Origin of the sequence: Cellulophaga algicola DSM 14237, from assembly GCF_000186265.1 — a bacterium.
In the GTDB taxonomy this organism is placed as follows: domain Bacteria; phylum Bacteroidota; class Bacteroidia; order Flavobacteriales; family Flavobacteriaceae; genus Cellulophaga; species Cellulophaga algicola.
The window spans coordinates 877769-900919 of record NC_014934.1 but is presented as its reverse complement, the minus strand read 5'-3'; the positions used below and the strand labels follow the sequence as shown (position 1 = coordinate 900919).

At 35.9% G+C, this 23151-nt stretch carries 10 protein-coding genes, 2 tRNA genes and 2 rRNA genes; 10 read left to right on the top strand and 4 right to left on the bottom strand.

The annotated features are described in order from the left end of the window. Positions 1-136: 136 nt before the first annotated feature. Positions 137-1828: a lysine--tRNA ligase gene (gene lysS, locus CELAL_RS03900; protein WP_013549610.1), complete on the bottom strand. Its 1692-nt coding sequence runs from the start codon at positions 1826-1828 to the stop codon at positions 137-139. A 166-nt stretch (positions 1829-1994) separates the two neighbouring features. Here lysS and CELAL_RS21805 point away from each other — a divergent pair, with 166 nt between their 5' ends. Together CELAL_RS21805 and lipB are read left to right on the top strand one after the other, a co-directional pair. Beyond that, the gene (locus CELAL_RS21805; RefSeq protein WP_013549609.1) at positions 1995-2153 is read left to right on the top strand and encodes a YqaE/Pmp3 family membrane protein; all 159 of its coding nucleotides are present in this window, start codon (positions 1995-1997) and stop codon (positions 2151-2153) included. A 35-nt stretch (positions 2154-2188) separates the two neighbouring features. Next, entirely contained in the window at positions 2189-2905 is a 717-nt protein-coding gene (gene lipB, locus CELAL_RS03890) for a lipoyl(octanoyl) transferase LipB (protein ID WP_013549608.1), read from the top strand. A gap of 30 nt (positions 2906-2935) precedes the next feature. Here the strand turns inward: lipB and CELAL_RS03885 are convergent, their stop codons facing one another. The 3 genes from CELAL_RS03885 to CELAL_RS03875 form a co-directional block, all read right to left on the bottom strand. After that, the gene (locus CELAL_RS03885) at positions 2936-3622 is read right to left on the bottom strand and encodes a TapB family protein (protein WP_013549607.1); all 687 of its coding nucleotides are present in this window, start codon (positions 3620-3622) and stop codon (positions 2936-2938) included. Positions 3623-3742: 120 nt separating this feature from the next. Then, the gene (locus tag CELAL_RS03880) at positions 3743-6199 is read right to left on the bottom strand and encodes a hypothetical protein (protein WP_013549606.1); all 2457 of its coding nucleotides are present in this window, start codon (positions 6197-6199) and stop codon (positions 3743-3745) included. A gap of 56 nt (positions 6200-6255) precedes the next feature. Further along, entirely contained in the window at positions 6256-6852 is a 597-nt protein-coding gene (locus CELAL_RS03875; protein WP_013549605.1) for a ribonuclease HII, read from the bottom strand. 319 nt (positions 6853-7171) lie between these two features. Between CELAL_RS03875 and CELAL_RS03870 the strand changes: the two genes are divergently transcribed. The 8 genes from CELAL_RS03870 to CELAL_RS03835 all read left to right on the top strand — a co-directional run bounded on the left by CELAL_RS03870 (position 7172) and on the right by CELAL_RS03835 (position 23109). Next, entirely contained in the window at positions 7172-10528 is a 3357-nt protein-coding gene (locus tag CELAL_RS03870) for a SusC/RagA family TonB-linked outer membrane protein (protein ID WP_013549604.1), read from the top strand. Positions 10529-10541: 13 nt separating this feature from the next. Next, positions 10542-12050, top strand: a complete 1509-nt coding sequence (locus CELAL_RS03865; RefSeq protein ID WP_013549603.1) for a RagB/SusD family nutrient uptake outer membrane protein — start codon at positions 10542-10544, stop codon at positions 12048-12050. A 126-nt stretch (positions 12051-12176) separates the two neighbouring features. Next, positions 12177-15437, top strand: a complete 3261-nt coding sequence (locus CELAL_RS03860) for a VCBS repeat-containing protein (RefSeq protein WP_013549602.1) — start codon at positions 12177-12179, stop codon at positions 15435-15437. Between the two features lie 264 nt (positions 15438-15701). Then, positions 15702-17690 carry a putative porin gene (locus CELAL_RS03855; RefSeq protein ID WP_013549601.1) on the top strand — a complete coding sequence of 663 codons (1989 nt, stop codon included), beginning with the start codon at positions 15702-15704 and terminating at the stop codon, positions 17688-17690. 393 nt (positions 17691-18083) lie between these two features. Continuing rightward, positions 18084-19602: ribosomal RNA gene (locus CELAL_RS03850) — 16S ribosomal RNA — on the top strand. Positions 19603-19740: 138 nt separating this feature from the next. After that, positions 19741-19814, top strand: a tRNA-Ile gene (locus tag CELAL_RS03845). Between the two features lie 152 nt (positions 19815-19966). Continuing rightward, positions 19967-20040, top strand: a tRNA-Ala gene (locus CELAL_RS03840). A gap of 235 nt (positions 20041-20275) precedes the next feature. Further along, a 23S ribosomal RNA gene (locus CELAL_RS03835) occupies positions 20276-23109 on the top strand. The 16S and 23S rRNA genes sit together here with 2 tRNA genes alongside, the layout of an rRNA operon. Positions 23110-23151 lie beyond the last annotated feature (42 nt).

The window sequence follows — 23151 nt, the reverse complement described above, 5'->3', positions numbered from 1 at the left end:
GGAATTAGTCGATTCAAAGCCCTTGATTTATCAAGGGCTTTGTTTCGTTTAGATAGTTGGTGATATGATTGGAAAATAAAAAAGGAAAGAACACATAGAGCGTCTTTCCTTTTCTTGTATTTTGAATGCAAATTGTTTATTCTCTAAACGAAGCAATTAAGTCAGTTTCTGTTTTAGTAATTTTAATTACCCCTATTTTACCAAGAGCTTTTATGCTTTTATCCCAAGCTTTATTACTAAGATCTGCTTCAGTTTTAAGAGCTGCTAGTGGCATTTCTTTTTTCTTCTTTAGAATTTCAAAAATTACTTTTTCATTTTCTGAAAGTTCAAGTGCCTTTTTCTCTGGTCTCATTTGCGGGAAGAATAAAACTTCTTGTATAGAAGAATTATTAGTCATTAACATCACCAAACGGTCAATACCAATACCAATACCTGCAGTAGGTGGCATACCGTATTCTAAAGCACGGATAAAATCTTGATCTATAAACATAGCTTCATCATCTCCTTTTGCAGATAATTTCAATTGCTCTTCAAAACGCTCTCTTTGATCTATAGCATCATTTAACTCCGAATAGCAATTCGCTAATTCTTTACCATTTACCATAAGCTCAAAACGCTCCGTAAGTGCAGGATTATCTCTGTGCTGTTTGGTAAGCGGACTCATTTCTTTAGGGTAATCCGTAATAAATGTTGGTTGTATATATAGGTGTTCACATTTTTCCCCAAAAATTTCATCAATAAGCTTACCAATACCCATAGTTTCATCTACTTCTAGGCCTAATTTTTTAGCGACACCTCTTAATTCTACTTCCTCCATACCAGCAACATCATAGCCGGTATGCTCTTTTATAGCTCCAAGAATGGGTACTCTAGGGTAGGGAGCTTTAAATTCAATTTGATTTTCCCCTACAGGAACTTTAGATGTTCCATTGGCATCTACAGCTACTTTTTCTAAAAGTTGCTCGGTCATGTCCATCATCCAATTATAATCCTTGTAAGCAACATAAAGTTCCATTACGGTAAATTCTGGATTGTGGGTACGGTCCATTCCTTCATTTCTAAAATCTTTAGAAAATTCGTATACACCATCAAAACCACCAACGATAAGTCTTTTTAAATACAACTCATTAGCAACCCTTAAATACAATGGGATATTTAACGCATTATGATGTGTTAAAAAAGGACGTGCAGATGCGCCCCCTGGAATAGGTTGTAGTATTGGAGTTTCAACTTCTAGATATTCTCTATCATTAAAGAATTGGCGAATACTATTAGTTATTTTAGTTCTTTTAATGAAGGTTTGTTTTACAGATGGATTCACGATTAAATCTACGTAACGCTGGCGGTAACGTAATTCTGGATCATTAAATTCATCATGTACTTTTCCGTCAGGATCAACTTTTGGTAAGGGTAATGGGCGTAATGCTTTACAAAGAATAGTAAAATCTTTTACCAAGACTGTTTTTTCGCCTACCTGTGTGGTGAAGAGTTCTCCTTCAACCCCAATGATATCTCCTAAATCTGTTAATTTTTTGAAGATTTCATTGTATTTAGAATGGTCATCTTCAGTACAGATTTCATCTCTATTAAAATATAATTGTACACGACCTTCACTATCTTGTAACGCAGCAAAAGAAGCTTTTCCTTGTATTTTTTTACGCATTAAACGACCGGCAACAATAACTTTTTTACCTTCTTTATAGTCCGTTTTTATATTTTTTGAGGTTGTATCCACTGGGTATAAAGCAGCTGGATAAGGATCAATACCTAATTCTCTTAATTTGGTTAATTTCTCTCTTCGGATTACCTCTTGTTCTGTGAGTTGCATTTTTCTACTTATTAAGGCTGCAAATATAAGTACAATGCTCCAATTCATCAATCTGAAAAAAGTAAATGTTGCTAAATATCATTTTCATAAAAATAATGTAACATATATAGCCCTTTATCGTCTAATAAGTACATTCATCAATCAAAATCAATCAAAATCAAACAAAATGAGTATTTGGAGAGTTCTTTTAGCTATTTTTTTTCCACCCCTAGCCGTAATAGGTAAAGGTTGTGGTTCTATTGTTATTGTTTTTTTATTAACCCTTTGTGGTTGGGTGCCAGGTGTTATAGCAGCGTTGGTTATCTTAAATAACCCTGATAATTAGTTTCGTATAATTTAGGTCTTTGTATCTTTGCAGGGATGAATAAGCTTGTAATACATAAAGATTTAGGTGTAAAAGATTATAAAGAAACCTGGGACTACCAAGAGTTACTTTTTAAATCTATCATAGATACTAAAATTAAAAACAGGAGGGAAGAATTAACACTTTCAACCGCAAATTATTTGCTTTTTGTAGAACATCCGCATGTTTATACTTTAGGGAAAAGTGGGGACATGGATAACCTTCTTGTAGACCAAGCGCAATTGGCAGCAAAAGGAGCTACGTTTTATAAGATAAATAGAGGGGGGGATATTACCTACCACGGTCCTGGGCAAATTGTTGGATATCCTATTTTAGATTTAGATAATTTCTTTACAGATATTCATAAATACCTTCGTTTCTTAGAAGAAGTGGTTATTCTAACCCTTGATGAATATGGACTTAAAGCGGAACGCTCTAAAGGAGAAACAGGAGTGTGGCTCGATGTTGGAACTCCTTTTGCACGTAAAATTTGTGCTATGGGTGTTAGGGCTAGCCGCTGGGTAACTATGCATGGTTTTGCATTAAATGTAAATGCAGATTTAGGCTATTTTGATTTGATGATACCATGTGGAATTAAAGGAAAGGCCGTAACGTCATTAAATGTAGAATTAGGGCAAAAAGAAGTGGACATAGAAGTAGTGAAAGAAAAATTATTGAAGCATTTTTCTGTGCTTTTTGAGGCCGAATTTATAAAAGAAGAAACCGAGGTTTAGATCTCATTAAAAAAAAATGAGATAGCATTACTAGTTATTAAATTTGGTTAATGTTGTAGTGCTTAGTAAGTCTCCATTACTTTTATAACTTTCTTGTTTCACCATACCTACACCTTCGGTAAGCCATAGTCGAGAAGGGGAAGTTTTTTTTATACCCATTACTTGAGATTCATTCTCACTATAAATCACAAAACATTCGTAAGAGCCAGAAGATGTTGTTACATTTTCTTTCTTTTCTACTTTGCGGTTCATCATATTTACAATGGTCTTCATATTCATACCTGCCATGCTAATAGTCATGGTGATATTGGCATCCATGAGTTCTTGTCCAATCGTTAAATCATTAGGCAATTCTATATCTGTACCTGTTAGGTCTACTTCAATTTCCATTTCTTGGTATTGTTTCATCATAGCGCTCGCCATTAAAGATTGAAAATCAATTTTTATTCCCGTACCAGAACAAGAAATGTTGTAGCTAGATTGCATAATTTCTTTTCCTTTTTTATCACTTAAATTAAAAGTCATTTCAGCCACAGTACCACTAGTCGAGTTTTCTACTTTAGATACAATGTAGTCTGCAGTACTTTCTAATTTCCCCTTGTGGTTAATAGACGTGTATTGAAGAGTAGTTCCTTCCTCTAATGGATAATACCTGCTGCAATTAATTTGACTAAGTGCGTTTGAAGTGAATAAGAGGATTAAAATTAATGCGCTCATCTGGTTTTTCATAATTATTTATTAAAGTGTTTCTTTACACAATATATAATATGAAACACCTAATTGCCTGACAATATGTATAGTTGGAAGAGAAATTTGTATGGCTAACTTGGTTACAGCTTAGTTTATACGATAAACGATTATAGAGTTTTCTTGGTCTTTAGCCACAAATTCTAATTTTTTATCGTTGTCCATATCTTCTAGATCAATGGAAGAATTACCAAATACAGGAAAGTTTTGAATCGGATTTAAATTACTGTCAAATAAATAAATTTTCTGGTTTTGTAAGTCTGTAACGCTCACATATAGTTTATCGTTGTTGTAAAATATTTTTGGCTTTGCGTATAGACCAAGTTCAAGTTCTATTTTTTTTCCCTTTAGCATTAATGTATTTTCATTCATTACAGCCAAAGTGTTTGTTGTGGCATCGAAGCCGTGATCTTTGGTTAGTTTTAAATTGCTTTTTTCAATAGCACCCTTTTCGTTAACCTGATAAAGTATTCCTTTAGTATCTGTGAGCGTAAAGTTGTTTTTATAATTATAGATTTCGTTGTCTGAAAAATCAATTTTTTCTTTTACGATAATTCGGTCTGTACCCACGCGGTTTAGAATACGTAAAGTCCCATCTTCTTCAGGGAATGTAATGTAATCCTTTTTGTTAAACCTAAAATGTTTTGGAGCTTTAGTGATGGTTTTACCTGTATCTTTAAACTTGAAGCCTTCTACAAGCTTTCCAGAATTATCAAACATAGATATTTTGGATTTGTCCGTAATTATAAAGCGATAATTTCTATTATTATCATAATCAAAAACAGATAGACTATTTAATTCAGCAGAATCAAAAGTCAGATTAAAAGGCTTTACGATAGTTCCGTTTCTATCGATAATTAGAAACTGATTATCTGTTGTAAAAGCGAATTGTAAGCGTCCATTTTTATATAAGTCAACTTGAATAATTTCACCTTTAATTTTGCCTTCTAATTGTTTTTTCCATACTACTTTTCCTTCTGTTGAAATCAGATAAAGAATATTCTTGACATCTTGAACTATAATTTCCTTTTTCTTGGTAAGGTAATTTTTTACAAATTGTGGTTCTGTTGCAATATTATGATCAAGTTGAACAGTATATAAAGGTGCAGTTAGGTTGCTCTCTGTTTTTTCTGTTATTTTTTTTAATATTATACTGGAATGGAAAAAGCCTTTGTCAGAAACTAATTGACCAATGACTATTTGATTGGAAAAATCTAATGCGCCGATTTGTTTAGAGATATCCTCCTTTAATTCATGTTCTCGAAAATTCGCGATTCCTTCAGGAGATGAAATAAATAAGATGTTTGATTCATCTGCGATGCTAGTTTTTGCACTACTGTATATTTCAGATTTATTGAAAGTAGCTTCATTTTTATAGTTGCTAATGGTATTTTGTAGTGGAGCTAGGTTTTCCGAAAAAATAATTACCTCTTCTACTATAGTAGCATAATTTGTTTTAAAATTAGGAAGGATGGCTTTAAAAGGGGCTAAAAAATTAACATCAATGAGCTTTAATATTTCGTTTCCTTGGTAATTTATAGTTTCATTAGAATTTTGGTTAAGAATATCAACGAGGTGCGTTGCGTCAAAAGTTTGTATTAGCACAACTTTCTCATTAGAAACCCCTATAATTCCTAATTCTTGAACTGCTTGAAATGTAGTGTCTTTTTTCGGGAGTGCTTCTAGGTATTTTTGTTGATTCTTATAGTAATTCTCAAAATTTTTAAAGGTATAAGAAATGATGTATTGCGCGTTTATTGGTGCGTAAAACTGGGTCTTGTTTAAAACAGGGCTAACATTAGAGAATAACGATGCAAATTTTGAATGGCTACCTTCGTTACAGATGCTTATTCCAGTTAATTTAAATTCATTTTGCTTTACAATAGCATCTAAAGAAATCCAATCTGAAAATTCAGAAAGGTCAAAGTGGTTCGTTTCTTTTAGAGAAGAAGTTAGTTCTTTGCAGTATTTGGTGTTAAAAAACAATACCGCAGAATTACTTTTACCACTAGAATCATAGAGTTTCTTTAGTTTTAAGTCAGTATCAGGTAATTCTTTGGTTCTGATTAGGTTTTCAATCAATAGTTGGGAAGAAGAGATGAAAGTATATTCGGTATCCTTATATATATAAGCTAATTGATCTTCAATAGTAGCTTTGGTAAATGAGTAGTTTTCATACGTTAGTTCCTCTACAGTCTTATTCTTAATGTCCTTTAAGTTTAGTAGGGTTGAGGAGGATTTAGTTTTAAACAAATAATCTAATTTTCCTTTTCCAACTTCTATAAAACTAATAATACTTTCTTTGCCTGGTTTTATGTAGGATAAAAGTTTTAAGTATTTAAAAGACTCTGAGTAATGAGGAGTTTGTTGGTACTCTTTAATGAAAGCATTGTTTTTTAAATCGCTTATAAAAAGATCATAATCATTTATCTTAATTAGTATTGATGCATTCTGTGGAATATGATTTAGAAGCGATGAAGAAGTGCTTGCTTCTTTTTTGCAACTTAGAAATACGATAATAAAGAAAACACAGACTTTCAATTTCATAAACGTAGCTTTTTTACAAATTTAAAATTAAAACAGTGCTTTTTTAAAAAGCAAGGTTATATATTAATTTTAAGTTGTTCAGGGAGTTGTCTAAAGCTCTTTCTGTGGTATTTAGTAATTCCGTATTTTCTAATGGCAGCTCTGTGCTCTTTTGTTGGGTACCCTTTATTCTGTTTCCAATTATACATAGGGAATTCTTCGTGAAGAACATTCATAACTTCATCTCTATAGGTTTTCGCTAGGATAGATGCTGCTGCGATACTCATATATTTTCCGTCTCCTTTTATAATACAATCATAAGAGTAGTTTTTCATAGGTTTAAACCGATTACCATCAACGATGATGTGCCTAGCAGTAGTATCTAGTTTTAAAACAGATTTTTGCATGGCTAAAATTGAAGCATTTAAGATGTTAATATCATCAATGATAAGTGGTTCAATATGCGTAACTGCAAAGGATAGTGCAAATTCTTCTATAATTGGTTTCAAAGAAAACCTTTTAATCTCAGATAGCTTTTTAGAATCATTGAGTAGTGTGTTTGTGAAGTTTTCAGGAAGTACGACTGCTGCAGCAGTCACAGGCCCCGCAAGACAGCCACGACCAGCTTCATCTGTTCCAATTTCATTAAAAGAGACATGAAAGTTTTTAAGCATAGTGCAATCTTAAGGTAAAAGTTAAACTTGGAGTCAAAAATAAAAGTTATTGAACGATATTTTGTCAGAAAATATTTATAAAAATGCAAACAAAAAATAGTATTTCATGGTATTTGGTAATTTTACCGCATTTTTTTATCACTAAAATCAGGTATTGTGTTAAAATCTGTATTCAATTGATAATTAATGGTATCTGTACTAATTATATCATAATTAATAACATTTTTTTAACATATAGAGGTGTTAATTCTTCAGTTTTTTTGTTTTATTAACTTTTAATTATCATTTTTGTAATTGACTAATTCAAAAATTTATTTAAATGAAATCGAAATTAACATGGATTTTAACGCCCTTGTTGGCGTTAATGATGAGTTTTTCTTTTGCACAAGAGAAAACGATTACGGGTACGGTGACCGATGAGTCGGGATTACCATTGCCTGGTGTTTCTGTTTTGGTGGTAGGTACTACTAAAGGAACGCAAACAGATTTTGACGGTAATTACTCTATAATCGCTAGCGAAGGTCAGCGTTTAAAGTTTAGTTATATTGGACAAAAGACTGTTGAAAAACTTGTAGGAACTTCAGCAGTAGTATCTGTGCAGTTGAGTGAAGATGCTCAAGCATTGGAAGAAGTTGTTGTTGTTGGTTATGGTACTTCAACAAAACAAGCTTTTGCAGGAACTGCAACCACAGTGAAAGCAGAGGATATTGAATTGAAAAATTATTCAAATATTTCAAAAGCTTTAGCAGGTGAAGCTTCTGGTGTTACTGTTATTAGTGGGTCAGGACAGCCTGGTAGTTCTGCGACAGTACGTATACGTGGTTTTGGTTCTGTAAACGGGAACAGAGCACCACTTTATGTTGTAGATGGTGTTCCATTAACCACTCAGTCGCTAGATGCGAACGGAGATTTTACGGACACGGGTAGCTTAAATGCGATTAACCCTTCAGATATTAAGAGTACAACCATATTGAAAGATGCAACTGCAACTGCTATTTATGGTTCTAGAGGTGCAAATGGTGTAATTTTGATTACTACTAAATCAGGTACGTCTAATGAGTCTTATATCGAAGTTGATGTTAAAACAGGTATTAATACGCAATTGTTGCCAAGATATCAAGTGATCACTTCTCCAGAAGAGGCCATTGGTCTTATGTGGGAAGCAAAAGTTAATAGAGAACTTCTTTTAGGAAACACTGATGCTATTAATACAGTAAACAATACTTTGTTTACTTCAATTATTGCTCCTGGTTACAATATGTGGAATGTTGCTGATGGTGCTGAGTTGATAGATCCAGCAACGGGTCAGGTAAGAGCTGGGGTAACAAGAAGATATACACCAGAAAGATATGAAGATCTTGCTTTTAATTCTTCGTTTAGAACAGAAGCCAATTTAAGAATGGGTGGCGGAGATGAAAAATCTAAGTACTTTTTCTCAGGAGGTTATTTAAAAGATGATGGGTATTCTATTAACTCTAGTTATAAAAGATTAAATACACGTCTTAATATTAATTCACAAGTAAAAGAGTGGTTAAATATTGGTGCTAATTTAGGATATACTTATTCTGAAAGTGTTAGTAATGGTCAAACAGATGGTGCTGAAAACCTTTTTGAATTTGCAGATAAGATGAATCCTATCTATCCTGTGTTTTTAAGAGATGATAACTTTCAATTAGTTGCTGATCCAATTTTTGGTGGTAACCAATATGATTATGGTTCTCTTTCTGGGTTCAGAGATAGACCAAACTCTAATGGTTTAAATCCTATAGCTTCAGCTTTATATGATTTTAATGGTAGTGATAAAAACGAAGTAATTGGTAGCTTTAATGTTAAAATAGATATTACTGAAGGTTTAGATTTTGAATCTACTTATGGTGTTCAGTATTCTAACAACGTTTTTAAATCTGTAGGGAACCAATTCTATGGTGGTTCTGTGTCTAACCAAGGAGATTTATTTCAAAGTACGACAGAAAATATTACCACTAACTTTTTACAGTTAATGAGATATAAGAAAGACTTTGGTCAACATTCTTTTGAGATGCTTGCTGCACATGAAAGTAATAAATTTGATCAATCTTTTGCTACGGCTTTTAAAGGAAAAGCAATTGTTCCTCAAGGGCAAGAATTAGATAATTATATCGTTAATATACAACAACCTACGGGTAGTACTCAGGCAAGAACTTTAGAGTCTTATTTTAGTCAAATCAATTATGATTATGATAATAAATATTACTTAACAGGAACAGTTCGTAGAGATGGTTCTTCAAGATTTGCTAAAGAGTCTTATTTTAGTCAAATCAATTATGATTATGATAATAAATATTACTTAACAGGAACAGTTCGTAGAGATGGTTCTTCAAGATTTGCTAATAATAAATGGGATACTTTTTATTCTGTTGGTGGTGCTTGGGTAGCTTCAAATGAAGATTTCTTGTCTAGCAGCAATCTTATTAAATTCTTAAAGCTTAAGGTTTCTTACGGTAGAACTGGAGATGAAGGTGGGGTTGATTATTACACAGGTGTAAACACGTTTAATGTGACTAATCTTGGTGGTGAATTTGCAGTAGCTCCTGAGGTTTTTTCTAATCCTGACTTAACATGGGAAACAGCAAAGATGTACCAGGTAGGTGCAGAGTTGAGTATTGGTAAGTTTCTTGATGCGAACATAGATTATTATATTAAGGATACTGATAATTTAATTTTTGATAGAAGAATTTCTCCATCAACAGGGGTGGCTACTGTTACAGTTAATGATGGTGTTCTTAGAAATAATGGTCTGGAATTTGATTTTACAGGTCATATTTTTAATAAAGAAAATTTCAAATTAGATATTGCTATAAACGGTGCGGTGTTAAATAATGAATTGACTACGATGCCAATAGATCCAGAAACGGGTGCGCCTTCTATATTAAATCAGGTAGGTGCTTATGGGTATACTGACGGTAGTTCTATTTATGATTTTTATATGAGAGAATATGCTGGTGTAGATCCTGAAGATGGGTATCCAATGTGGAATCAGTATTATGATGATGTAAACGGGAGTGGGACTTTTGATGACGGAGATACTGCAATTGCTTCGCTTACGAGATATTTAGATGGGAATCCTGATGCTAATGTAAATAGCGAAACAACCAAGACTTATGCAGATGCTACTGAAAAGTTTATTGGTAAATCAGCTATCCCTGATGTCTCTGGAGCTTTTAGATTAAATGCAAGGTTACATGACTTTACACTTTCTACACAGTTTGCTTACTCGTTGGGTGGTTGGGCTTATGATTCTCAATATGCGGAGTTAATACATGATAACAATGGTGGTATCATCGCACAAAACAGACATATTGATGTAAGAAATAGATGGCAGCAACCTGGTGACATTACAGATGTTCCTTTAATTGCAGATAGAATTATTGGTAATGTTAATAGTAGACAATCACGTTTTGTAACGTCAACAGATTTCTTAGCCTTAAATAATGTAGTCTTGGGTTATAATATTCCTAAGAAGGTTTTAGATAATATAGGTATGGCTGGGCTTAACTTCTACATCTCAGGAGATAATTTATATTTCAAGGGTGCTAGAAAAGGATTCAATCCAACTACAAGTGAAAGCGGAAGTTCAGATAGAGGTCTTTATGCTCCTATCTCTACGTTTACATTAGGAGTTAAAGCTAAATTTTAAAAAAAAAGAAAATATGAAAAATAATATAAAATCAATTTTAGGCTTAGCGTGCCTAGCAGTTTTTGCGATAGGCTGTGAAGATGACTTTTTAGACGAGCAATCAACAGGAAAAATTATTAATGCTAATCAATTGGTTGATGGTGTTTTACTTAATCCAACTTTAGGTGAAGGTTCTGTAACTGGAATTTATGCAACGATGTTTACTACTGAAACAGGTGGAACTACTTCTCAGCAAGATTTTGGTCAAAAAGGTTATGATATCTATGGAGATATGCTATCTAGTGATATGGCATTATCTGTAAGTACTTTTGGGTGGTATCGTTCTAGAATTACAGAAATGCAAGCTGGTGTAGATTTTACACAACAAGAAAATTATCAAGTTTGGCGTTATTACTTTAGAATTATTAATCAAGCTAATTTGGTAATCGATGGTTTAGGAGGGAATGATTTTGTACCTGAAAATGAGGAGTTAAGACATATTTTAGGGCAGGCTTTTGCAATGCGTGCACATTCTTATTTTTACTTAACTCAATTCATGATTAACGATGTTGAAGCATCTTGGAACTCCGAAACTTTGCCAATATATATTGAGCCTGGTTTCATAGGTAATCCTAAGTCTACGACTCAAGAAGTGTATGCTTTAATGGAAGATGATTTAACAAAAGCAATTTCGCTTTTAGACGGTTATGCTAGACCTTCAAAAACTCAGGTTAATCAATCTGTTGCTCAGACAATTTTAGCATATGTTCTTGGTTCAAGAAGAGATAGATGGGATGATGTTGTTACTCTTACAAATAATGCATTAGCAAATACCACGGCTTCTGCAATGGAAGCAGATGATTCTGTTAGCGGAATTCTTGGAGGATTTAATGATGTTGCGTCTCAAGGATGGATGTGGGGTGTAGATTTAAATGAAGATATTGCATTAGGTTTAGTTTCTTGGTGGGGTCAAATGGATGCATATTCTTACAGTTATGCTGCTTTCGGTGATAATAAGTCTATAGATCTTGCTTTGTATGATAGTATGCCTGCAGATGATGTAAGAAGAGGTCAGTTTCAGAACGATCCAGAAGAGGATTTTCTTCTTCAACCTCTAAACAAATTTTATGATTCTGATAGACAACTTTTTGGTTCATCACAAATTGTAAAAGCAGATTATATATACATGCGTTACGAAGAGCCTTTATTATTAAATATTGAGGCGCTTGCAAATTCTGGACAAGAAGGTTTAGCTAGAACGGCTCTATTTAATTTTGTTTCAACCAGAGTAACAGATGCATCTTTTGTAAATGCATTAAATGGTCAAGCATTGTTAGATGAGATTTACAAGCAAACTCGTTTAGAGTTGTGGGGTGAAGGTAAAAGTTATTTAGCAATGAAGCGTAATAAGGCTACAATTGTTAGAGGTAGTAATCATTTATTTGCGGTAGGACAACCTATCCCTTTTAATGATGAGCGTTTAACTTTTGAAATTCCTCAACAAGAACTTCAAGACAATAATAATATTACGACACAGAATTAGTTTTAATACTATTTTAATTTTCTTTAAAACCACCCTTTTCAAGGGTGGTTTTTTTATGCTTATATTTTTAGTTATTTAAAATTTAATATCTTAAAAATTCCTTAAATTTGTTAAAATTTTAACAATATGAAGTTGAGTATTAATCTTTTTTATTTTTTAGTATTATTTGTTTTTTTAAGTTTTTTTCTTGGTTGTAATAAGAATGTAGTAACAGAGAAAACTTATCTATTGGAGAAATTAGAATCTTCTGAGACTGGAATAGATTTTGTAAATCAAATAGATGAAAACTCGGAGCATAGTATCATAAATTATTTATATTTCTACAATGGAGGGGGGGTGTCTGCTGGTGATGTAAATAATGATGGTTTGGTAGATCTTTATTTTGTTTCAAATATGAAAGAGAATAAGTTGTATATCAATAAGGGTAATTTTGAATTTGAGGATGTTTCTATGAAGTCAAATACAGAAGGTAAATCTGAGTGGAATACTGGTACGACAATGATTGATATTAATAATGATGGATTCTTAGATATATACGTATGTGCTGTAAGTGGGCTTTTAAATTTTAAAGGTCGTAATGAGCTTTTTGTTAATAATGGAGATGGAACATTTACGGAGGATGCAAAAAGTTATGGTTTAGATTTTGAAGGATATGCTACTCAGGCATATTTTTTTGATTATGATAAAGATGATGATTTAGATGTCTATATCGTTAATCATGCGGTGCATACTACTTTGTCTCATGGGTTGGCTAGTGTTCGTAATAAGCGTGTTCCATTTGTTGGAGATGTTTTGTTGAATAATGAAAATGGAGTATTTAAAGACGTCAGTGAGTTGTCTGGAATCTATGGAGGTGTTAATGGTTATGGTTTAAGTGCGGCGATAGCAGATTTTGATAATGATGGGTGGGATGACATTTATGTTTGTAATGATTTTCATGAAGATGATTATTATTATATAAATAATCGTGATGGTACTTTCAGGGAAAGCTTAGGAGAATCATTTTCTACGATAAGTAGGTTTTCAATGGGGAGTGATGCTGCAGATGTAAATAACGATGGTTATTTAGATTTAATCACATTGGATATGTTGCCATATGATGAAAGGGTAGTTAAGGAGAGTGAAGGGGAGGATGCTATGTTTCATATGAATGAAAGGTTGCGAAAATTAGGATACAAAGACCAATTTGCCAGGAATATGATGCAAATTAATAAAGAAGGAAAGTATTTCACGGAAACAGCCCTGTTTAATGGTATTGAGGCAACAGACTGGAGTTGGGGACCTTTAATTGCAGATTTTAATAATGATGGTTTCAATGATTTGTTCATATCAAATGGAATTTTACGCAGGCCTAATGATTTAGACTTTAAGATATTTGTCTCAAATGCTTTTAAGGGGAGAACATCTGATCAAGGTTTAAAATGGTTGTATAAATCTATTGATAGTATGCCTTCTGGTTTAGTTTCAAATGAAATTTTTGAAGGAGGGCTTCATAAATTTAAAAATAAAACGGGTTCTTGGTTTAAAGAAACTCCTACATCATCGAATGGAGCTGCATATGTAGACTTAGATAATGACGGAAATTTAGATCTTGTTATTAATAATTTACGAGAAGAAGTTAGTATTTATAAGAATACTTCAGGTAAGTCTAATAATTTTATTTCGTTTAAATTTAATTATAAACCCAAAAATAATTCAGGAATTGGAACTAAAATTAAGGTGTATGCAGGCGGAGTAATGCAATTTAAGCAATTATATAAATCCAGAGGATTTTTATCATCTACGGATGATAAGTTGCATTTTGGTTTAAACGGAAACAATCAAGTAGATTCTGTTCGTATAATTTGGCCCAATAACACGTATCAAACTCTATTCAGTCCAGAAATTAATAAAACACATGATATAACATTATCTAGTAATAGTGAGAATTTTGTTTATGTAAATAAATTAAAAAATCAATTATTCAAACCAGAGGAAAATATTTTAAAACATTCTAGTTTGGAAGATGTTTATAATGATTTTTTATATGAAAAATTAATACCCTATAAGGTTTCATCTATCGGTCCGGCTGTAGCACAAGCCGATATTGATAACAATGGTTTTGATGATCTATTTATTGGAGGCTCTTCGGGGGAAAAAGCTGTTTTGTACATGAACACAGGTATGGCACTAGTTAAAACTAATATCAAAAGTATAGAACTAGATTATTTGTATGAGGATAATAGTGCTGTGTTTTTTGATGCAGATAATGATGGAGATTTGGATTTGTATGTCGCTTCGGGGATTCATAAGTCAGGAATGAGTTCTTTTCAAAATGACAGATTGTATATTAATAATAACGGTTCTTTTGTTAAGTCGACAGGACTAATTCCAAGAAATCATTTAAATACTTCAACCGTTGTTGCTGCAGATTATGATAATGATGGCGATCAAGATTTATTTGTAGGGAATTTATCCAAACGTGGTGATTTTGGAAAATCTGTTTTGTCATACCTATTAGTAAATAACGGAAAAGGTAGATTTGAAGTTGATACTGAATTTAAGTTGCCTTCTCATGTTACCGCTGCAGAATGGGTCGATTTTGATGATAATGGGATGTTAGATCTAGTAGTTTCTGTAGAATGGGATGCTCCAAAAGTTTATTTGAATACTAACGGAAGATTGAATTTATTAGAGATACCTAAAAATATGAACGGACTTTGGCAAAGTATTTCAGTCTTTGATGTAGATAAGGATGGGGATAAGGATATATTATTAGGTAATTGGGGGTTAAACACTAGATTGAGTGCAAGCTCAAATAAACCTCTTAGGATGTATTATTCTGATTTTAATTCGGATGGAAAGAATGAAACGGTATTGGCTTATTCTGTTAAGGATGATTATTATCCTATAAACTCCAAAGATGAATTGCAAAATCAGATGAATTTTATAAGGAAAAAATTCCCTACCTATAAAAGTTTCGCTTTAAAAAATATGGATGAAATTTTTGGATTGAAGAGTATTGAAAAGAGTACAATTTATGAGATTGATAATCTATCTTCTGGTTACTTAGAAAATGTGAATAATTCTTTTGATCGGTTTATTCCTTTTTCAGATGAAATACAACTAGGTCCTATTAATTCTTTTGGAGAAATAAGAGTAAAAGAGTCAAATCAATTAGTTATATCTGGTAATTTAAAGCGAGTTAATAATTACAATGGAGGTTATTATGCTATGAAAGGTTTTTTAATGGAAAGTTTAGATGATTATGAATCTTTATCAAATTTAGGCATAGCACCTTTAAAAAAAGAAATAAGGACAATTAAAGTGTTAAATCAAAAAAATAGGTCCTTGTTGTTAATTTTTCCAAATAATGGAGAAGTTAAAGTATATTCTTATGTGGATTAGGGCATATTATTTATCGCTTAATTGAGTATAAGCTAACAGTGTTGAATGCTGTTAAGTTTGTTTCGGGTTACTTGTTTTATTTACCACTTAAGGTGTTGTAAGTACTTTATAAGGCTTTAGTGGTGTTTTATTTGTGTGCTTTGGTAAAGAATAGCTTTATTTCTTGAGATTAAGGTGGTCTTAAAAATGTTCTTTTCTATTCGCAAAACTTTCACATTTTATTAAAACTTAAAAAATTACCTTTGTTTCGATAAGTGTTTTTCAATGAGATATATAATATTGCTATTTATTGTGTTTAGTTCAAATTTTGTTTTGTGCCAACAAGATTCAATCCCAAAATCTAAAGAGGCAAGGCCTTTGCCAAAAGCCAATAAAGATTTAAATAAAAAAATAGATACAAGCAAGGTTGAGTACGAACCTGCTATTGCTGATTATAAAATTATCTCCTTTTATAGAGACACAACTTATGTAGATACTACGCTATCCATAAAAAAGGAATATAAATATAATTATATTAGAAAAGATAATTTTGAATTATTGCCTTTTGCTAATATGGGGCAGCCTTATAATAAGTTAGCTTATAATTTTGAGTCTAATTTTTTCTATCCAAAACTTGGGGCTATGGCTAAAAATTATAATTATATGGAGATGGAAGACATCGATTATTATAATGTACCTACGCCTATGACAGAGGTTATGTTTAAAACTGTTTTTGAAGAAGGTCAGTTTTTAGATATTTTATTGACTTTTAATTTATCTAAGCGCTTTAATTATGCTATTGCTTATAAAGGATTTAGATCATACGGTAAATATAATAATAGTCAAGCAGAAGCGGGTAATTTTAGAACTAGTGCTAATTACTTGAGTGAAAACCAAAGATACTCGTTTAGGGGGCATATTGCTGCACAAGATTTGATAAACGAAGAGAATGGAGGATTAAATGATGTGGTGGGTCAGTTTGAGTCAGGGGATTCGGATTTTACAGATAGATCAAGGATAGATGTCAATTTAACAGATGCACAAAGTAAAATATTAGGGAAAAGATATTTTTTTGAAAATCAATATAAATTGATAAAAAAAGATAACGATTCGAGTAGTGTTGAGAAAACATCTTTAGCAATAGGTCATTTGTTTAACTATGAAACCAAATACTATCAATTTACTCAGGATAGTGAGAATGCTTATTTTGGTGATGCTTTCGTTGCTACAGATCTTTCTGATAAGGCTCAACTAAGATCTTTTTATAATCAATTTAGTGCAGAGTTTTATAATTCTACCTTAGGGAGGTTGAAAGCTAATTTAAATATATTTAATTATAATTATTCCTTTAATAGTATCCTTATTACAGATGCGCAAGTAATAAATTCAAATCTTAAAGGAGATGAGATTTCAATAGGAGCTAATTATCATAAGCGGATAAAAGGTTTCAATTTAAAGGGAGATTTCGCTTACAACCTTACTGGGGATTTAACGGGTTCTATTCTCAATGCAGAGGCTAGTTATTCATTAGGTGAAAGTGTCTTTTTAAGTGCAAAGTTGCATTCCTCGTCTAGAATGCCAAATTTTAATTACCTATTATATCAAAGCGATTATAGTAATTACAATTGGGATAATTCAAATACTTTTGAAAAGACGAAGACTAATAGTTTACAGTTTAATATTGATTCTAAGTTGTTGGGTAGTGCATCTGCTAAATTTACGACTCTGGATAATTATTCTTATTTCGCGGTTGATCCATCAGTAACATTAGTAGAGGGTGAAAGTGAAAACCAATATATCAAACCTTTTCAGGAGACGAGCAGTATTAATTATATAAAACTGAAGTATAATAAGGAATTTAAGCTAGGTAATTTTGCGTTAGACAATACGCTAATGTATCAAACGGTATCTCAGAGCAATGATATTCTAAATGTACCACAGTTTACTACTAGAAATACATTGTATTATTCAAAGGAGATATTTAAGAAAGCAATGTTTTTGCAAACGGGTGTTACTTTTAAGTACTTTACTTCCTATAATATGAATTCTTATAACCCTTTATTAGGAGAGCTCTATATCCAGAATGCTCAAAGCTTAGGAGGTTTTCCAGTAATAGACTTTTTTATTAATGCAAAAGTACAGCAGACGCGTATCTATTTAAAGGCAGAACATCTCAACTCATCCTTTAGTGGTTACAATTACTTTTCTGCACCAGATAATCCTTATCGTGATTTTATTGTCCGCTTTGGGGTGGTTTGGAACTTCTTTAGTTAGGGTAGCCTTCTTTTATGGAGTGGTGTTTTAAGTGGGGTTTTTAGGAATGGCAGTTATTTTTAAATAAAGTGTATTTTTTTTTTTTAGGTGTAACGTATTGTATTTGTGGTTATTGTGTAAAGGTTTTAAATTTTTTCAAAAAAACTTTAGTAAAACGCTTGTAGGTTCCAAAAGAGGGTGTAAATTTGCAGCCGCTTAGGGAAACAACGATACGTAGCTAAGTGTTAAGAGATATAGAAATAAAAGTTCATTGACATATTGTAAGACAGCGTTTAATTACTGGAAACGGTAATTAAATAAATTGAATTAAAGAATTAGCTTAAAGAATATTAAGGGCTAGGATTCGGATGAATTAGATGTTGGATTAAGATGTTATATAATATTTACAAAACAACGATGAAGAGTTTGATCCTGGCTCAGGATGAACGCTAGCGGCAGGCCTAACACATGCAAGTCGAGGGGTAACAGGGAGCTTGCTCCGCTGACGACCGGCGCACGGGTGCGCAACGCGTATGCAATCTACCTCTTACTAAGGGATAGCCCAGAGAAATTTGGATTAATATCTTATGTGGTATATGACTGGCATCAGTTATATATTAAAGGTTACGGTAAGAGATGAGCATGCGTCCCATTAGTTAGTTGGTGTGGTAACGGCACACCAAGACTTCGATGGGTAGGGGTCCTGAGAGGGAGATCCCCCACACTGGTACTGAGACACGGACCAGACTCCTACGGGAGGCAGCAGTGAGGAATATTGGACAATGGACGGAAGTCTGATCCAGCCATGCCGCGTGTAGGAAGACTGCCCTATGGGTTGTAAACTACTTTTATACAGGAAGAATAAGATCTACGTGTAGATTGATGACGGTACTGTAAGAATAAGGACCGGCTAACTCCGTGCCAGCAGCCGCGGTAATACGGAGGGTCCGAGCGTTATCCGGAATTATTGGGTTTAAAGGGTCCGTAGGCGGGCTGTTAAGTCAGAGGTGAAATGCTGCGGCTCAACCGTATGCACTGCCTTTGATACTGGCGGTCTTGAGTTATAGTGAAGTGGCTAGAATAAGTAGTGTAGCGGTGAAATGCATAGATATTACTTAGAATACCGATTGCGAAGGCAGGTCACTAACTATACACTGACGCTGATGGACGAAAGCGTGGGTAGCGAACAGGATTAGATACCCTGGTAGTCCACGCCGTAAACGATGGATACTAGCTGTTCGGTTTTCGGACTGAGCGGCCAAGCGAAAGTGATAAGTATCCCACCTGGGGAGTACGTTCGCAAGAATGAAACTCAAAGGAATTGACGGGGGCCCGCACAAGCGGTGGAGCATGTGGTTTAATTCGATGATACGCGAGGAACCTTACCAGGGCTTAAATGTAGATTGACAGGTTTAGAGATAGACTTTTCTTCGGACAATTTACAAGGTGCTGCATGGTTGTCGTCAGCTCGTGCCGTGAGGTGTCAGGTTAAGTCCTATAACGAGCGCAACCCCTGTCGTTAGTTGCCAGCATGTAATGATGGGGACTCTAACGAGACTGCCGGTGCAAACCGTGAGGAAGGTGGGGATGACGTCAAATCATCACGGCCCTTACGTCCTGGGCCACACACGTGCTACAATGGCCGGTACAGAGAGCAGCCATCTGGCAACAGAGAGCGAATCTATAAAACCGGTCACAGTTCGGATCGGGGTCTGCAACTCGACCCCGTGAAGCTGGAATCGCTAGTAATCGGATATCAGCCATGATCCGGTGAATACGTTCCCGGGCCTTGTACACACCGCCCGTCAAGCCATGGAAGCCGGGAGTGCCTGAAGTCCGTCACCGTAAGGAGCGGCCTAGGGCAAGATCGGTAACTAGGGCTAAGTCGTAACAAGGTAGCCGTACCGGAAGGTGCGGCTGGAACACCTCCTTTCTAGAGAAAAACATCTCAACACTGAATACGAACGAGTTCTAGTCCTTGTATTTTTAAGTTATTAATTGTTCAAATTGCTGTCTTATAATTATGTTATTATAATATTGATAGAGTCTGTTAAAGGATTCGCTAAGTGAGAGTCTCATAGCTCAGCTGGTTAGAGCGCTACACTGATAATGTAGAGGTCGGCAGTTCGAGTCTGCCTGAGACTACAAGCTTAAATTTTGATTATTTATTTAATCAAGATACGTTCATTAAAATTGAAGGTACTATTAGTAGTATTCTTTGAAAGGAAATTTTAGAGGTTGAGTATAGCCGTTATAAGTACTGTTAACTAATAACTGTTAACTGATCACTAAAAGACGGGGGATTAGCTCAGCTGGCTAGAGCGCCTGCCTTGCACGCAGGAGGTCATCGGTTCGACTCCGATATTCTCCACAATCCCATCCTAGCCTTCCCTAAGGGAAGGAATAAGCACGAGTAAGTGCGCTCCCCCTTTGGGGGAGTAGGAGGGGGAAAAAGTTCATTGACATATTGGGACAAAGTGAATTACAATTATCTTCAGGGATATTGTAATCACAAGAAAACACAAATTTAAAAATAGAGTAAAGTACGATAGAGGTACTACTGTGTTTATACAGTAGTAATTTATATAATAGCATAAAAAGGACTAGTGACAAGCTAGAAAAGGGCGTATGGGGGATGCCTAGGCTCTCAGAGGCGATGAAGGACGTGATAAGCTGCGAAAAGCTGCGGGGAGGTGCACACAACTTGTGATCCGCGGATATCCGAATGGGGCAACCTGTCTGGTTGAAGGCCAGTCGTGATCGTAAGATCAAGCAAACCCGGTGAACTGAAACATCTAAGTAGCCGGAGGAGGAGAAAACAAAAGTGATTCCGTTAGTAGTGGCGAGCGAACGCGGATTAGCCCAAACCAGTATTGTTTCGGCAATGCTGGGGTTGTAGGACCACGCTATTTGATGCGTAATGAATTAGAATTGTTTGGAAAGACAGACCGAAGAGGGTGATAGTCCCGTATAAGTAAAGATCGTTATTGATAGTGGTATCCTGAGTAGTGCGGGGCACGTGAAACCTTGTATGAATTTGCCGGGACCATCCGGTAAGGCTAAATACTCCTGAGAGACCGATAGTGAACCAGTACCGTGAGGGAAAGGTGAAAAGAACCGTGAATAACGGAGTGAAAAAGATCCTGAAACCATACGCTTACAAGCGGTCGGAGCCTTTAGGGGTGACGGCGTGCCTTTTGCATAATGAGCCTACGAGTTACTTTTACTAGCAAGGTTAAGATTTTAAGGATCGGAGCCGTAGCGAAAGCGAGTCTGAATAGGGCGCCATAGTTAGTAGTAGTAGACGCGAAACCGTGTGATCTACCCATGGGCAGGTTGAAGCTTTGTTAACCCAAAGTGGAGGACCGAACCCGTTGACGTTGAAAAGTCTTGGGATGACCTGTGGGTAGGGGTGAAAGGCCAATCAAACTCGGAAATAGCTCGTACTCCCCGAAATGCATTTAGGTGCAGCGTTGTGATAGTTTTATAGAGGTAGAGCTACTGATTGGATGCGGGGGCTTCACCGCCTACCAATTCCTGACAAACTCCGAATGCTATAAAATGTTTCACAGCAGTGAGGGCATGGGTGCTAAGGTCCATGTCCGAGAGGGAAAGAACCCGGACCATCAGCTAAGGTCCCCAAGTGTATACTAAGTTGATATAACGCGGTGGAATTGCATTGACAGCCAGGATGTTGGCTTGGAAGCAGCCATTCATTTAAAGAGTGCGTAACAGCTCACTGGTCGAGCGATTCCGCATGGATAATAATCGGGCATAAGTATACCACCGAAGCTATGGCTTCTGTACTCGGTACAGAGGGGTAGGGGAGCATTCTATATGTGTTGAAGGTGATCTGTAAGGGTTGCTGGAACGTATAGAAACGAAAATGTAGGCATAAGTAACGATAATGCGGGCGAGAAACCCGCACGCCGAAAGACCAAGGTTTCCCCAGCTATGCTAATCAGCTGGGGGTCAGTCGGGACCTAACGCGAACCCGAAAGGGGTAGTGGATGGACAAGCAGTTAATATTCTGCTACCTGCTCACGCTAAAAGTGACGGGGATGTGGTGTTGGTGCGCGCTGACGGAATAGCGCGTTGAAGGGAGTGGTGACACCCCGATAGTACGACGAGGCTTCGGCCAAGTTGATAATCCAGCGTAACATCCTCCGAGAAAAACAAGTGAAGCAGCCCGTACCGTAAACCGACACAGGTGGTTGGGATGAGTATTCTAAGGCGCTCGAGAGATTCATGGCTAAGGAACTAGGCAAAATAGACCCGTAACTTCGGGAGAAGGGTCGCCCACCTTCGGGTGGGCCGCAGTGAAGAGGTCCAGGCGACTGTTTATCAAAAACACAGGGCTCTGCAAAATCGAAAGATGAAGTATAGGGCCTGACACCTGCCCGGTGCTGGAAGGTTAAGAGGAGATGTTAGTTTCGGCGAAGCATTGAATTGAAGCCCCAGTAAACGGCGGCCGTAACTATAACGGTCCTAAGGTAGCGAAATTCCTTGTCGGGTAAGTTCCGACCTGCACGAATGGTGCAACGATCTGGACACTGTCTCGGCCATGAGCTCGGTGAAATTGTAGTATCGGTGAAGATGCCGGTTACCCGCAGTGGGACGAAAAGACCCCGTGCACCTTTACTATAGCTTCGTATTGGTTCTGGGTAAGTAATGTGTAGGATAGCTGGGAGACTTTGAAGCGGCGTCGCCAGGCGTTGTGGAGTCATTGTTGAAATACCAGCCTTTGCTTATCTAGGGCCTAACCCTAAAACTAGGGAACAGTGCGTGGTGGGTAGTTTGACTGGGGTGGTCGCCTCCAAAAGAGTAACGGAGGCTTCTAAAGGTACCCTCAGCACGGTTGGTAATCGTGCGTAGAGTGCAATGGCACAAGGGTGCTTGACTGAGAGGCATACAGGCCGAACAGGTTGGAAACAAGAGCATAGTGATCCGGTGGTTCCGCATGGAAGGGCCATCGCTCAAAGGATAAAAGGTACGCCGGGGATAACAGGCTGATCTCCCCCAAGAGCTCATATCGACGGGGGGGTTTGGCACCTCGATGTCGGCTCGTCACATCCTGGGGCTGGAGAAGGTCCCAAGGGTTGGGCTGTTCGCCCATTAAAGTGGCACGCGAGCTGGGTTCAGAACGTCGTGAGACAGTTCGGTCTCTATCTACTGCGGGCGTTAGAAATTTGCGTGGATCTGACTCTAGTACGAGAGGACCGAGTTGGACTGACCTCTGGTGCACCAGTTGTTCCGCCAGGAGCATTGCTGGGTAGCTATGTCGGGATTGGATAAGCGCTGAAAGCATATAAGCGCGAAACCAGCCACAAGATGAGATTTCTTTAAAGGGCCGTGGGAGATGACCACGTTGATAGGCTATAGGTAGAAGGGCAGTAATGTCTGTAGCCAAGTAGTACTAATAGCCCATAGGCTTGCACAACTTGCCCCCTTTCATTAGGGGGCGGACTTCCTTTTTACATTA

Excerpts from the sequence above, each read along its gene's own strand:
- CELAL_RS03880 (WP_013549606.1), bottom strand. The coding sequence starts at position 6,199 with ATGAAATTGAAAGTCTGTGTTTTCTTTATTATCGTATTTCTAAGTTGC.
- CELAL_RS03865 (WP_013549603.1), top strand. The coding sequence starts at position 10,542 with ATGAAAAATAATATAAAATCAATTTTAGGCTTAGCGTGCCTAGCAGTT.
- lysS (WP_013549610.1), bottom strand. The coding sequence starts at position 1,828 with ATGCAACTCACAGAACAAGAGGTAATCCGAAGAGAGAAATTAACCAAA.
- CELAL_RS03885 (WP_013549607.1), bottom strand. The coding sequence starts at position 3,622 with ATGAGCGCATTAATTTTAATCCTCTTATTCACTTCAAACGCACTTAGT.
- CELAL_RS03875 (WP_013549605.1), bottom strand. The coding sequence starts at position 6,852 with ATGCTTAAAAACTTTCATGTCTCTTTTAATGAAATTGGAACAGATGAA.
- CELAL_RS03855 (WP_013549601.1), top strand. The coding sequence starts at position 15,702 with ATGAGATATATAATATTGCTATTTATTGTGTTTAGTTCAAATTTTGTT.
- lipB (WP_013549608.1), top strand. The coding sequence starts at position 2,189 with ATGAATAAGCTTGTAATACATAAAGATTTAGGTGTAAAAGATTATAAA.
- CELAL_RS21805 (WP_013549609.1), top strand. The coding sequence starts at position 1,995 with ATGAGTATTTGGAGAGTTCTTTTAGCTATTTTTTTTCCACCCCTAGCC.
- CELAL_RS03870 (WP_013549604.1), top strand. The coding sequence starts at position 7,172 with ATGAAATCGAAATTAACATGGATTTTAACGCCCTTGTTGGCGTTAATG.
- CELAL_RS03860 (WP_013549602.1), top strand. The coding sequence starts at position 12,177 with ATGAAGTTGAGTATTAATCTTTTTTATTTTTTAGTATTATTTGTTTTT.